The sequence below is a fragment of the Enterobacter sp. 22452 genome, from assembly GCF_052045065.1.
Taxonomy (GTDB): domain Bacteria; phylum Pseudomonadota; class Gammaproteobacteria; order Enterobacterales; family Enterobacteriaceae; genus Enterobacter; species Enterobacter mori.
This window is the reverse complement of the sequence record NZ_JBQEOB010000001.1, coordinates 181912-195220: the sequence shown is the minus strand read 5'-3', so window position 1 is coordinate 195220 and position 13309 is coordinate 181912. Positions and strand designations below refer to the sequence as shown.

General features: G+C 54.1%; 11 protein-coding genes. 8 read left to right on the top strand and 3 right to left on the bottom strand.

Translation table 11 applies throughout. The features are described 5' to 3' along the window. Nucleotides 1-30: 30 nt before the first annotated feature. Together priC and rsmS are read left to right on the top strand one after the other, a co-directional pair. The gene (priC, locus tag ACTJJA_RS00950; protein ID WP_172701377.1) at nt 31-558 is read left to right on the top strand and encodes a primosomal replication protein N''; all 528 of its coding nucleotides are present in this window, start codon (nt 31-33) and stop codon (nt 556-558) included. Nucleotides 559-572: 14 nt separating this feature from the next. Then, nucleotides 573-758, top strand: coding sequence for a pleiotropic regulatory protein RsmS (rsmS, locus tag ACTJJA_RS00945; RefSeq protein ID WP_058841189.1), 186 nt, complete (start codon nt 573-575; stop codon nt 756-758). A gap of 1 nt (nt 759) precedes the next feature. Here the strand turns inward: rsmS and mscK are convergent, their stop codons facing one another. Continuing rightward, nucleotides 760-4107: a mechanosensitive channel MscK gene (gene mscK / locus ACTJJA_RS00940; RefSeq protein ID WP_440665646.1), complete on the bottom strand. Its 3348-nt coding sequence runs from the start codon at nt 4105-4107 to the stop codon at nt 760-762. A gap of 113 nt (nt 4108-4220) precedes the next feature. After that, nucleotides 4221-4874 (bottom strand): multidrug efflux transporter transcriptional repressor AcrR, encoded by a 654-nt coding sequence (acrR, locus tag ACTJJA_RS00935; RefSeq protein ID WP_010428179.1) that lies wholly within the window; start codon nt 4872-4874, stop codon nt 4221-4223. Nucleotides 4875-5015: 141 nt separating this feature from the next. Here acrR and acrA point away from each other — a divergent pair, with 141 nt between their 5' ends. From acrA to ACTJJA_RS00905, 6 genes are all read left to right on the top strand, one after another. After that, nucleotides 5016-6209 carry a multidrug efflux RND transporter periplasmic adaptor subunit AcrA gene (gene acrA / locus ACTJJA_RS00930; protein WP_042716154.1) on the top strand — a complete coding sequence of 398 codons (1194 nt, stop codon included), beginning with the start codon at nt 5016-5018 and terminating at the stop codon, nt 6207-6209. Nucleotides 6210-6231: 22 nt separating this feature from the next. Further along, nucleotides 6232-9378, top strand: a complete 3147-nt coding sequence (gene acrB / locus ACTJJA_RS00925) for a multidrug efflux RND transporter permease subunit AcrB (RefSeq protein WP_172701375.1) — start codon at nt 6232-6234, stop codon at nt 9376-9378. A 509-nt stretch (nt 9379-9887) separates the two neighbouring features. Continuing rightward, nucleotides 9888-10262 carry an Hha toxicity modulator TomB gene (gene tomB, locus ACTJJA_RS00920; protein ID WP_008499288.1) on the top strand — a complete coding sequence of 125 codons (375 nt, stop codon included), beginning with the start codon at nt 9888-9890 and terminating at the stop codon, nt 10260-10262. A gap of 27 nt (nt 10263-10289) precedes the next feature. Continuing rightward, nucleotides 10290-10508: an HHA domain-containing protein gene (locus tag ACTJJA_RS00915; protein ID WP_010428174.1), complete on the top strand. Its 219-nt coding sequence runs from the start codon at nt 10290-10292 to the stop codon at nt 10506-10508. 209 nt (nt 10509-10717) lie between these two features. Continuing rightward, a complete protein-coding gene (maa, locus tag ACTJJA_RS00910) occupies nt 10718-11269 on the top strand; it encodes a maltose O-acetyltransferase (protein WP_010428173.1) in 552 nt (183 codons plus the stop codon). Between the two features lie 117 nt (nt 11270-11386). Beyond that, entirely contained in the window at nt 11387-11854 is a 468-nt protein-coding gene (locus ACTJJA_RS00905) for a YlaC family protein (protein WP_042714806.1), read from the top strand. Here the strand turns inward: ACTJJA_RS00905 and pdxR are convergent. Beyond that, nucleotides 11826-13286 carry a MocR-like pyridoxine biosynthesis transcription factor PdxR gene (gene pdxR, locus ACTJJA_RS00900; RefSeq protein ID WP_440665643.1) on the bottom strand — a complete coding sequence of 487 codons (1461 nt, stop codon included), beginning with the start codon at nt 13284-13286 and terminating at the stop codon, nt 11826-11828. The two genes, ACTJJA_RS00905 and pdxR, sit on opposite strands and share 29 nt — an antisense overlap. Nucleotides 13287-13309: the final 23 nt, after the last annotated feature.

The following is a 13309-nucleotide window of genomic DNA, read 5'->3' as shown; positions in this document are numbered from 1 at the left end:
TGAACGGCTACTTTACCACTGGAGAGCGTTTTGAAAACAGCCTTGCTTCTTGAGACGCTACAAAATCAACTGATCGCCTTGCGCGCGCAGGCCACGCCGCTGATGGGACACGCCACGCTGAAGCCGCGCTTTGACCGACAGCTTTTTCGTACCCGCAGCACGTTAATTCAGGATTATCTTGCGGAGGCGCAAACGAATCTTGATGAGTTGCGCCATGCGGTAGAGAACGAACAGCAGGAACAGGTGGCCTGGCTGGCGGAGCATCTCGCCGAGCAGATTACTGCTTTACATCGCGAAATCGCCGCCTGGCCGCTGCGCGCCTGGGACAGCGCCTCGCCGGGACTCGGTAAATGGCAGCGCAAGCGGCTGGAGAACCAGGAGTTTGAACGCCGGCTGTTTGAGATGAAACGCGAACGCGAAGCCCGACTGAACAACAGCGAAACGCTGGAAGAGCAGCAGCTATTGATGCGCGAGATAAGCGCCCTCGAAGGCCGTATTGCCCGCTGCCGACAGGCGCTGGATGAGATCGAGCGCGTCATTGAACGTTTGACCCGTTAACAGGAGCCACAAAGATGTCACTGGAAAATGCACCCGACGAGGTCAAGCTGGCCGTCGATTTGATTATGCTGCTGGAGAATCATGAGATCCCGGCGGAGACGGTGCTGAAAGCGCTGGAGATTGTGCGGCGGGATTTTGAAGGAAAGGTGAAGGCCTGTTGCCCTCACCCTAACCCTCTCCCACAGGGAGAGGGAAAATAGATTATGCCGGAGTCGGATCGTCACCCTTAATCTCGCGCTTCACTTCCGTATGCTCTTCACCTTTTTCGTTACGCAGGTGAACCTCAAGCTGGTTGAAGGCGATGTTAATGTCATTTTCACGGCACAGGCGGTCGATCGCGCGGTTCAGTTCGTCGACGGTGTAGCTGCGATCGCGCAGCTCACGCACGTACAGGCGCAGCTCGTGATCCAGCGTACTCGGACCGAAAGTGGTGAAGAACACCGCAGGAGCCGGGTCGTGCATGACTTTCGGATGTTCAGACGCCGCCTTTAACAGCACCTCTTTCACCTTGTCCAGATCGGAACCGTAGGCCACGCCGAGGCGGATCACCACGCGAGTGGTCGTATCGGAGAGCGACCAGTTGATCAGGCGCTCGGTCACGAACGCTTTGTTCGGGATGATCACCTCTTTACGGTCAAAGTCGGTAATGGTGGTCGCACGGATACGGATCTTGCTGACGGTGCCGGAGAAGGTGCCGATGGTGACGGTATCGCCGATACGCACCGGACGTTCGAACAGGATGATCAGGCCGGATACGAAGTTCCCGAAGATCTCCTGCAGGCCGAAACCAAGACCGACCGAGAGCGCTGCCGCCAGCCACTGCAGTTTGTCCCATGAAACACCCAGCGAACCAAAGACCGTCATCGCACCCGCGATAATGATCACGTAGTTCAGGATAGTGGTGATGGCGTAAGACGCCCCCTGACGCAGGTTCAGGCGGGACAGAACCAGCACTTCCAGCAGGCCCGGCAGGTTGCGGATAAGCGCCCAGGCGACCACCAGCGACACCAGCGCAAAGAGCAGGCTGCCCATGGTCACGCTTTTCATCACCGTCACACCTGCCTCGGTGCCGCTGTACTGCCAGAGCTTGACGCTGTCGAGGTACGCAAAGACGGTGATTAAATCAGACCAGATGGCCCAGAACATCACCCCAAACAGCGCCACCATCACCAGCATCGTGATACGCATGGTTTGCTGGTTGACCTGCTCCAGCGCGATGGTTGGCTCTTCCTGCGGCTCCGCGCCTTCTGCCCCCTCTTTCACCTGATGCTGACGGCGCGCAATCGCGCGGCGATAGGCGATACGTCGCGCCGCCACGCTCAACCCGCGCAGCACGGTCTGGAACAGCAGATTCCAGACAATCACCAGATAAACCGTTTCGATCCAGCGGCCTGACAGGCGCAGCGTGGTATAGAAGTAGCCCGTTGCCGTCAGCACCATCAGCGCCAGCGGAATGATCGCCAGCACCGTTACGGTCGCCAGACGAAGGTTGTGGGACTCTTTATCACGCCAGCTGTCGCGGCACATCGGCCACATCAGAACGGCAATCAGCAGCAGGTTCAGCAGAATAACCAGCTGCCCCAGCACGTCGTCCATCAAATGCAGCGGTGAGAGTTCAGACACGACAGACCAGAAGTGCAGCGGCAGCAGCGCGAGGCTGATGCGCACAATCTGGCGACGCCAGTGGCTGGTAAGTTGTTCAGGCATGTTGAAGTGGCGCACCGCCACCCCGTCTTTTTCCAGCACTTTCCAACAGAGACCAAACACCAGCCAGAACAGCGCCAGCTTTTTGCTGAATGCCCAGAGCAGGTCGCTGATGTTGAGCTGCATCGTGAGCAGAATCAGCCCCGCGGCCAGAATCAGCAGGCAGACCGGCAGCGCGCGGATCAGGTCAATCAGGATCGCTTTCGGCGTGTGCAGCTGGCTGTCGTTACGCAGTTGTCCCACTTCCGACGCCAGCCTGGCCTGATACTGTTTCAGCCATTTCAAACGCCAGCGGATCAGGCCCGCAATCAGCAACAGCGGCAGGCCTGCGAGGAAGGCAATCATCACCGCAGGCCAGGCCTTTTCCCAGTTGACGGTGATTTTCATGCTCTTGATTTGCGATTTCAGCGTCTCAGGGAAGGATTTGACCCAGTCCCAGTCCATCGGCTTGTTGCTGTTCACCCAGAAAATCTGCTGGGTCAAAATCTCCTGCAGGCTTTTCGAGACGCTCACCAGCTGCTGCTGGTTGATCTGCAGGTTAATGGCCATCATCAGCTGATTGCCCAGCTGTTTGTTGAGCTGGTCGAGCAGCTCGCGACGCATATCGACGACCTGCAGCAACGCGTCGTGAACCTCCGGGTTCACCTCGCTGGAATGGCCCTCTTCCACTTTCGCGACAAAGTTATCGCTCTGGAAAAGCGCATCGCGCTGCTGGTTGATGTCAAACTGCTCCAGACGTAAATCCGCAATGCGGTTGGTCATGTCCTCCAGCTCGTCGGCGGACGGCAGCGTCTGCTGTTGCTGGTACAAAATTCGCGACAGCAGAAGGCTCCCTTTCAGAACCGCAATCTGCTCTTTAATGTTACGTTCCGCCTGCAGCGCGCGATCCAGCCAGTTTTTAACTTTAATATTCTGCTGCACCAGCGAGTTACCGCTTTCGGTGGCCTGAATCAGACGCTCACTTAACTGATGGTTAAGCTCGAGCTCCTGCTTCACCAGCGGGTTGGCCTGAATGCGGGCGGTTTCGTCTGGCGATACGGCTTCCTGAGCGGTTTTTTCCGTCAGCGTCAGGCGTTTACTGTTTACCGCCTCCTGCAGCAGCTGGAGCTGGTGCTCAAGACGATTAATGTTGGCGGTGACGTAATCACGCTGTTTTTGCAGCGTATCCTGCAGCACCGTATTGCCTTCAAGGCTCTTGCGCTGCTGTTCAATTTCCGCATTAAGCAACGTTTGCTGAATCAACAACAACGTTTGCTGCGTAGCGCGTAACGCGCCATCTCCCACAGCCGTCCCATTCAGGCGGTTGCGGATCTGCTGAAGCTGCTGAGACGCGGTGTACATTGCGTTTTGCACGCGCTCAGGCTGCGTTTGCAGCGAGACAAGCTGGCTGTTATAGGTGGCGAGATCGGACTGCGCGGTCTGGAGATCGTCCAGCAACTGCGCCACACGCGACTCCAGCTGACGCAGCGAGAGCGTCGCAAGCGTTTTGCGGGTTTCGTCATCGTTATCGACGTCGCTCAGCGCGCTCAGCGCCTCGGTCGCCTTGCGCATGTTGTCCGGGGCCTGCGCGACCTTCTGGCGAAGCTGAGCCGTTTCTGCTTTTACGCGTTCAATTTTATCCAGCGTTTCCAGCGTTTCCGTCAGATCCTGTTGGACGAGTTTCTCCTGAGGCGACAGCTCTTTTTGTTTATTCAGCGTATCCAGCTGCGCCTGAACATCGGCACGCGAAGGGATATCGCTGGCGTTATCTGCGCGAGCAAACGAAAGCGGCGCGGAAGCCAGGAAAAACAGCATAGCAAAAAATAATGCAAGAACAGGATGTTGCGAGCGTTTGGTGTGCAGCATAGTCGTGAGTATGATGTGAGAAATGACCGAAAATAGTCCGGCGTGAAGAATATCACGCCCGCTGAAAGCAGAATAGCAAGAACATGAACCTCCAGGATAAATCCTGGCGTCGGTCAGGCAGGAACGGAGTGGGTTTCGTCACGCAGCGTCGGGCAAAATTGCAACATCTCCAGCAAAATGGCGACGTAGCTACGAGCTTCGTTTTTAAGATCAAAAGATTGTGGCGCAAATAGCCAGTTCTCCATCAGCCCGGAGACATAGCTACGTAACAGGATGGCGGCGCGTCGCGTCAGCAGGTTGGCCGGTAACGTTTTTGCCTGAATACATTGCGTTAGCGTCTGTTCGATACGGTCATAACTCTCCAGACACAGGCTACGCTGCGCCTGCTGGACGACCGCCATTTCGCCCACGAACTCGCATTTATGAAAAATAATTTCCATCATTAGCCTGCGACGTTCTTCAACTACCGTTGCTTCAAGGATATATACTAGAATTTCTCTTAATACTGAGAGTGGATCGTCGGGGAATTTTGCCCGATACTCAGTCTCTAGATCGCTAATGTTGGATTCTGAAAGCTCCCAGATTTCACCAAACAGATCTGACTTGTCTTTAAAATGCCAGTAAATCGCTCCCCGCGTGACGCCCGCGGCCTGAGCAATCTGCGCCAGCGAGGTTGATGACACACCCTGCTGAGAGAACAAACGAATCGCCACATCCAGAATGTGTTGTCGGGTTTCCAGCGCTTGTTGTTTGGTTTTTCGTGCCATATGTCAGTGAATTTACAGGAGTCAGATTTACATACATTTGTGAATGTATGTACCATAGCATGACGATAATATAAACGCAGCAATGGGTTTTTAGACTCAGGACCCTTGATCAATTTGAAATCGGACACTCGAGGTTTACATATGAACAAAAACAGAGGGTTAACGCCTCTGGCGGTCGTTCTGATGCTCTCAGGCAGCTTAGCGCTAACAGGATGTGACGACAAACCGGCTCAACAAGGAGCTCAGCAGGCGCCAGAAGTAGGCGTTGTGACGCTCAAATCTGAACCTCTACAAATCACCACAGAATTACCAGGCCGTACGAGTGCTTACCGCATTGCGGAAGTGCGTCCTCAGGTGAGCGGTATTATCCTGAAACGTAACTTCACGGAAGGCGGTGATGTGAAAGCCGGTGAGTCTCTGTATCAGATTGATCCAGCAACCTATCAGGCGTCTTATGAAAGCGCGAAAGGCGATCTGGCGAAAGCTGAAGCTGCAGCCAAAATCTCCCAGCTCACGCTGAGCCGCTATAAAAAACTGCTCGGTACGCAGTACATCAGTCAACAGGATTACGATACTGCGCTGGCGGATGCACAGCAGACCAACGCTGCCGTCGTTGCCGCGAAAGCCGCCGTCGAAACCGCGCGTATTAACCTGGCCTACACCAAAGTGACCTCCCCTATCAGCGGTCGTATTGGTAAATCTTCCGTGACGGAAGGGGCGCTGGTGCAGAACGGTCAGGCCACGGCGCTGGCCACCGTGCAGCAGCTTGATCCGATCTACGTTGACGTCACACAGTCCAGCAATGATTTCCTGCGTCTGAAGCAAGAGCTCGCAAGCGGCAAGCTGCAACAGGAAAACGGCAAAGCCAAAGTGGAGCTTGTGACCAATGACGGTATCAAATACCCACAGTCAGGCACACTGGAATTCTCTGATGTGACGGTCGACCAGACCACCGGTTCCATCACCTTACGTGCGATTTTCCCGAACCCGGACAACACGCTGTTGCCTGGTATGTTCGTTCGCGCGCGTCTGGAAGAAGGGACGAATCCTACCGCACTTCTGGTTCCACAGCAGGGTGTGACCCGTACGCCACGCGGCGATGCGAGCGCACTGGTTGTCGGGGCTGATGACAAAGTCGAAACCCGCAATATCACTGCTACGCAGGCGATTGGCGATAAATGGCTGGTGACGGAAGGTCTGAAAGATGGCGATCGCGTGATTATCACTGGTTTGCAAAAAGTTCGTCCTGGCGCGCAGGTTAAAGCACAGGAAGTGAAGTCTGACGATAAACAACAAGCTTCAGCCGCTGGTCAGTCAGAACAAACCAAGTCTTAACTTAAACAGGAGCCGTTAAGACATGCCTAATTTCTTTATCGATCGCCCCATATTTGCGTGGGTGATCGCCATAATCATCATGCTAGCTGGGGGACTTGCGATCCTGAAGCTGCCCGTCGCGCAATATCCAACGATTGCGCCACCGGCGGTGACGATCTCCGCAACCTACCCAGGGGCTGATGCAAAAACGGTGCAGGACACCGTGACTCAGGTTATCGAACAGAACATGAACGGTATCGATAACCTGATGTACATGTCCTCTAACAGTGACTCAACCGGTACAGTTCAGATCACCCTGACCTTCGAGTCAGGTACCGATGCTGACATCGCGCAGGTTCAGGTGCAGAACAAACTGCAGCTGGCGATGCCGCTGCTGCCGCAGGAAGTACAACAGCAGGGTGTGAGCGTCGAGAAATCGTCCAGCAGCTTCCTGATGGTTGTCGGCGTTATCAACACCAACGGTACCATGACGCAGGAGGATATTTCCGACTACGTGGGCGCCAACATGAAGGACGCCATCAGCCGTACTTCCGGTGTGGGTGACGTTCAGCTGTTTGGTTCCCAGTACGCGATGCGTATCTGGATGGATCCGAACAAGCTGAACAACTTCCAGCTGACGCCGGTTGACGTAATCAGCGCGATCAAAGCACAGAACGCCCAGGTGGCAGCCGGTCAGCTAGGCGGTACGCCGCCGGTGAAAGGCCAGCAGCTTAACGCCTCGATCATCGCACAGACGCGTCTGACCTCCGCCGATGAGTTCAGCAAAATTCTGCTGAAAGTGAATCAGGACGGTTCTCAGGTTCGCCTGCGCGACGTGGCGAAAGTTGAGCTGGGCGGTGAGAACTACGACATCATCGCGAAGTTCAACGGCAAACCGGCTTCCGGTCTGGGTATCAAACTGGCGACAGGCGCTAACGCCCTGGACACCGCCACGGCTATCCGTGCAGAGCTGAAGAAGATGGAACCTTTCTTCCCGTCAGGTCTGAAAATCGTATATCCGTATGACACCACGCCGTTCGTTAAAATCTCGATTCACGAAGTGGTAAAAACCCTGGTTGAGGCGATCATCCTCGTCTTCCTGGTCATGTACCTGTTCCTGCAAAACTTCCGTGCGACGTTGATCCCAACCATCGCCGTTCCGGTCGTACTGCTCGGGACCTTCGCAATCCTGTCGATATTCGGCTACTCGATAAACACCCTGACAATGTTCGGGATGGTGCTCGCTATCGGCCTGCTGGTGGATGACGCCATCGTTGTGGTAGAGAACGTCGAGCGTGTGATGGCGGAGGAAGGCCTGCCGCCGAAGGAAGCCACCCGTAAATCGATGGGGCAAATCCAGGGCGCGCTGGTCGGTATTGCGATGGTGCTGTCTGCGGTATTTATCCCGATGGCCTTCTTCGGGGGTTCAACCGGTGCGATTTACCGCCAGTTCTCTATTACCATCGTTTCTGCGATGGCGCTGTCCGTGCTGGTGGCGTTGATCCTGACGCCTGCCCTGTGTGCCACCATGCTGAAGCCGATTCAGAAAGGCGGTCACGGCGAGCACAAAGGGTTCTTCGGCTGGTTTAACCGCATGTTTGATAAGAGCACGCACCATTACACCGACAGCGTGGGCAACATCCTGCGCAGCACCGGTCGTTATCTGCTGCTCTATATCATCATCGTGGTGGGCATGGCTTTCCTGTTCGTTCGTCTGCCAAGCTCGTTCCTGCCGGATGAAGACCAGGGCGTGTTCCTGACGATGGCACAGCTCCCGGCGGGTGCATCGCAAGAGCGTACCCAGAAAGTGCTGGACGAAGTGACGGACTACTATCTCACCAAAGAGAAAGACAACGTTGAATCCGTGTTTGCGGTTAACGGCTTTGGCTTTGCGGGTCGTGGTCAGAACACCGGTATCGCCTTCGTTTCTCTGAAAGACTGGTCTGAACGTCCGGGCGAAGAGAACAAAGTTGAAGCGATCACCGGCCGCGCCATGGGCACCTTCTCGCAGATTAAAGATGCGATGGTCTTCGCCTTTAACCTGCCAGCGATTGTTGAACTGGGTACGGCGACCGGTTTCGACTTCCAGCTGATTGACCAGGGTGGTTTGGGTCACGAGAAACTGACTCAGGCGCGTAACCAGCTGTTTGGTGAAGTGGCTAAACACCCTGACCTGCTGGTCGGCGTGCGTCCAAACGGTCTGGAAGATACACCGCAGTATAAAATCGACATCGACCAGGAAAAAGCCCAGGCGCTGGGTGTGTCCATCAGCGACATCAATACCACACTGGGCGCGGCCTGGGGCGGTAGCTACGTCAACGACTTCATCGACCGCGGTCGTGTGAAGAAAGTGTACGTGATGTCAGAGGCGCAGTACCGTATGTTGCCGAACGACATCAACAACTGGTACGTTCGCGGCAGCGATGGACAGATGGTACCGTTCTCCGCCTTCTCAACCTCGCGTTGGGAATACGGTTCACCGCGTCTGGAACGCTATAACGGCTTGCCATCGATGGAAATCCTGGGTCAGGCTGCGCCGGGTCGAAGCACCGGTGAAGCGATGAACCTGATGGAAGAACTCGCCAGTAAACTGCCTGCAGGTATCGGCTATGACTGGACCGGTATGTCCTATCAGGAACGTCTGTCCGGGAACCAGGCCCCTGCCCTGTACGCCATTTCACTGATCGTGGTCTTCCTGTGTCTGGCGGCACTGTATGAGAGCTGGTCGATTCCGTTCTCCGTTATGCTGGTTGTTCCACTGGGGGTTATCGGTGCACTGCTTGCCGCAACGTTCCGTGGGTTGACCAACGACGTTTACTTCCAGGTGGGCCTGCTGACAACCATTGGCTTGTCGGCGAAGAACGCGATACTTATCGTGGAATTCGCCAAAGATCTGATGGAGAAAGAAGGCAAAGGTCTGATTGAGGCGACGCTCGAAGCCGTTCGTATGCGTCTGCGTCCAATCCTGATGACGTCTCTGGCATTTATCCTCGGTGTAATGCCGCTGGTTATCAGCTCCGGTGCGGGCTCCGGCGCGCAGAACGCAGTAGGTACCGGCGTAATGGGTGGGATGGTAACCGCGACCGTTCTTGCGATCTTCTTCGTACCGGTGTTCTTCGTGGTGGTTCGCCGCCGCTTCAGCCGTAAGAATGAAGACGTTGAGCATAGTCATTCGGTAGAACCTCACTGATACCGGTTTCATATGATAAAAAGGCCGCATTTGCGGCCTTTTTCATTTCAAAAAAATCATAAATTACGCTTATTGTGGTGCTATTTATTTTCTGTCATCTTAATAAGACATATCATAATTAACTGAAAACTTAATCGGCGAATTCATGATTTTTTTAATTTCATTTCGCCGCGTAAATTATTAGGAATATTCCTAGCACCACTATCGAACAAAGAAAAGTCCGAATCTGGTCTTCGTTTGACAGTTTACGCTAAATCAATGAAACGTAAGGACGCGATAAAAAATCAGTGTTAATTCGGATAAAATCGTTCTGTTCAGGCCGGGCAATTGCGTAAACGCTCGCAGTATCAGGTTTTAATTGTAATTTTTCGTAATAGCGCGGTGAAATCTCGATCAGAGTGGCTTATAGTTAGAGTTATCAGGAACACAGCACCCGTGCGGCTAAGTATGTTGTATCCATCCCGACATGATGTTCGGTGAGTAAGAAATCACTCAGAAGGGGATGCGCTATGGACGAGTACTCGCCAAAAAGGCATGATATCGCGCAGTTGAAATTTCTCTGCGAATCCTTGTACCATGACTGCCTTGCCAATCTTGATGAAAGTAACCATGGCTGGGTGAATGACCCAACGTCTGCGATCAATTTACAGTTGAACGAGCTGATAGAGCATATTGCAACCTTCGCACTTAATTATAAAATTAAGTACAATGAAGATAATAAGCTCATTGAGCAAATTGACGAATACCTGGACGACACCTTTATGTTGTTCAGTAGCTACGGCATTAACGCCCAGGATTTGCAAAAATGGCGTAAATCGGGAAATCGGCTATTCCGCTGCTTCGTCAACGTGAGCAGAGCAAACCCGGTTAGTCTTTCCTGTTAAAATTATTACAATTACTAAGGTGAATTTATGTCTGATAAACCATTAACAAAAGTCGATTATTTGATGCGCTTGCGACGTTGTCAGTCAATAGACACGCTCGAACGTGTCATCGAAAAAAATAAATACGAGCTGTCTGATAATGAACTGGCTGTATTTTATTCAGCCGCTGACCATCGGCTTGCTGAGCTGACCATGAATAAGCTGTATGACAAAATCCCAACGTCCGTATGGAAGTTTGTTCGTTAATCTTTTACGTGTGTCTGTAGAGGTTCTACGTCACGTTCTGGTTTGTATACACCTTTCGACTTACGCCCCCTGTGCGAAAGCAGGTCTCCGTGTAAAACGCGCTCATCCGCAACATTGTTGTGACTCTTATCACACAGGCTTTCCGGGAACGTTCCCTTACTGGCTTATCCCTATTACTCTGCAGTAATGATATCCAGAGAGGTTCCTAAATGAGCACAGAAAAACAGAAGATGATTGCAGGTGAACATTACTGCCCTGGTGATGAGACGTTACGGGGCGATCGACTGCGAGCCCGCCATCTGATTCACCGCTATAACCACACCGCCCCCGACGCGAAAACTGAACGCCAGAACATTCTGGCGGAACTTTTAGGACAAAGCGCAGGCGCGTATATCGAGCCGAGTTTCCGGTGTGACTACGGCTACAACATTTACCTGGGTAAAGAATTTTACGCTAACTTCGATTGCGTGATGCTGGATGTCTGCCCTATTCATATTGGCGACAACTGCATGCTGGCACCGGGTGTGCATATCTATACGGCAACTCATCCGCTGGATCCCGATGAACGCAACAGCGGCGTCGAGTTTGGCAAGCCCGTGACCATTGGCAATAACGTCTGGATTGGCGGGCGCGCCGTCATTAATCCTGGCGTCACGCTGGGTGATAATGTGGTGGTGGCTTCCGGCGCGGTTGTGACAAAAGATGTACCGGCCAATGCTGTCGTTGGCGGCAATCCGGCAAAAATCATCAAGATGCTCTAAGGTATCGGGGAGCCAACTGTTATGGTCTTTTAGCGCCTGACTGTTACTTTTTTCAGCCTGGTTGCTCCCCTAAAATAGGCAGATCCCCTGTATTTTCAACAATCATGAAGGCAGAAAATGACCGAGATACAGCGCCTGCTCACCGCCACCATCGACGATCTTAACCACCGCGAAAAGCGCGACAATCGCCCGCGTTTTAGCATTAGCTTCATCCGCAAGCATCCTGGACTGTTTGTCGCCATGTACGCTGCCTGGCTGGCAACGCTTGTGGTGATGCTGACATCCGAAACCCTGGTGGACTCCGTCTGGCTGCTCGTTGTGCTGTTTGTGGTATTTAACGCGTTCTTCTTTTTCGACGTTAATCCCCGCTACCGCTACGAAGATATCGACGTGCTTGATTTCCGGGTCTGCTATAACGGCGAGTGGTACAACACGCGCTTTGTGCCGACAGAATTAATCGACAGCATTTTACACTCCCCTGCTGTGGAGACCGGGCAGAAAGAGAAGCTGCAGAAAATGGTTTCAACCAAAGGCCAGCTCTCTTTCTATGACGTCTTTACGCTTTCCCGCCCTGCTGCTGCGTAATCAGCGTCTGTAGGCGTCGGATACCTGACGCAAACTGAGAAGCAGAGGTATTACCGTACCCCAGTACCAGACCGGTTTGCCCCTGCTTCGGCGTCAGGTAGTACCCGCTTAACGCCGCGGGGGCCAACTGAAATGCCCTCGCCTGCTGAACAATCGCCTTGTCATTAATCCCGTCAATTGCCACCGTCAGGTGCATGCCGCCCTCCGCCGCCAGCACACGATGCGCGACATGTAGCTCAGCGTTGAGCACGTCGCGCAGCTGCCGGTAGCGTTTCCGATAGAGCCGACGCATGGCGGCAAGATGACGAGCGTAATGGCCCTCTTCAATAAACAGCGCCAGCGTACGCTGTTCCGCACGATGCCCCCCACGCAATAACGCAGCAATGGCCGGACGCGCCGCGTCTGCCAGCGACGGTGGGATGACCATAAAACCGATTCTGAGCGACGGGAACAGCGTTTTACTGAATGTTCCCAGATAAACCACCGGCGCGTTGTTGACCATTCCCAGCATTGCTGGCACCGGCTCTCCGGAATACCGAAACTCGCTGTCGTAGTCGTCCTCGATAATCCAGGCCTTATGCTGGAGCGCCAAAGCCAGCAATGACAAGCGCCGACGCGCGCTCAGCACGCTCCCGTAGGGAAACTGATGTGAAGGCGAAGTAAAGATAAGTGTAGGACGCGCTGCATGTTGCCCTTCCCAGTCCATTCCCTCGTCGTCCACGGGCATGCCTGTCATCGTTAATCCCGATTTCGCAAACGCGCTTTTTGCCCCCGCATAGCCGGGATCTTCAATCCACGCGACATCTCCCGGCTCGCTCAATAGCTGCGTGCAGAGATTCACCCCTTCCAAAGCCCCCTCGGTAATAACAATCTGGCTGGCATCGCAATCAATCCCCCGCGACAGGGCAAGATGGCGGGCAATCGCCTCACGTAATGAGGATTCCCCAGCCGGATCGCCATAGCCAAGCAATGCACTCCCTTCCTCGCGTAAAACGCGATCGTACAAGCGCCGCCAGAGCGGAAGAGGAAAATAATTGATGGCTGGCGTGCCGGGCGTAAAAGCGAGTACCGGCGTCTCCCGCGGCGTCGGCTCTGGCAGCTGCGTCGCCCGCTTAGCCAGCGTGACGGTCGGCTCGGGAAAATCCTGTCGATTTCCGCGCTGCGCCAGTTGCGCCACGCGTGTACCCTGACGACTGCGCAGCAGATACCCTTCAAGCGAGAGTTGCTCAAGCGCCGCATTGACGGTGTTACGGGACACGGAAAGCTGCTGCGCAATCACCCGGGAGCCCGGTAAGCGGCTTTCAGCCTGTAGCCTTCCCTGCAGGACAGCTTCACGCATGGCAAGATACAGCGTGCGCTGCAAGGTCTCTTCACCGCGCTTTTTCAGCGCAGCAGTAATCAGGGTATAAAATTCATCGCCAGGTATATTCATTTTCTCTCTCCGTGGTACCACCA

Excerpts from the sequence above, each read along its gene's own strand:
- rsmS (WP_058841189.1), top strand. The coding sequence starts at position 573 with ATGTCACTGGAAAATGCACCCGACGAGGTCAAGCTGGCCGTCGATTTG.
- mscK (WP_440665646.1), bottom strand. The coding sequence starts at position 4,107 with ATGCTGCACACCAAACGCTCGCAACATCCTGTTCTTGCATTATTTTTT.
- acrR (WP_010428179.1), bottom strand. The coding sequence starts at position 4,874 with ATGGCACGAAAAACCAAACAACAAGCGCTGGAAACCCGACAACACATT.
- acrA (WP_042716154.1), top strand. The coding sequence starts at position 5,016 with ATGAACAAAAACAGAGGGTTAACGCCTCTGGCGGTCGTTCTGATGCTC.
- acrB (WP_172701375.1), top strand. The coding sequence starts at position 6,232 with ATGCCTAATTTCTTTATCGATCGCCCCATATTTGCGTGGGTGATCGCC.
- tomB (WP_008499288.1), top strand. The coding sequence starts at position 9,888 with ATGGACGAGTACTCGCCAAAAAGGCATGATATCGCGCAGTTGAAATTT.
- ACTJJA_RS00915 (WP_010428174.1), top strand. The coding sequence starts at position 10,290 with ATGTCTGATAAACCATTAACAAAAGTCGATTATTTGATGCGCTTGCGA.
- maa (WP_010428173.1), top strand. The coding sequence starts at position 10,718 with ATGAGCACAGAAAAACAGAAGATGATTGCAGGTGAACATTACTGCCCT.
- ACTJJA_RS00905 (WP_042714806.1), top strand. The coding sequence starts at position 11,387 with ATGACCGAGATACAGCGCCTGCTCACCGCCACCATCGACGATCTTAAC.
- pdxR (WP_440665643.1), bottom strand. The coding sequence starts at position 13,286 with ATGAATATACCTGGCGATGAATTTTATACCCTGATTACTGCTGCGCTG.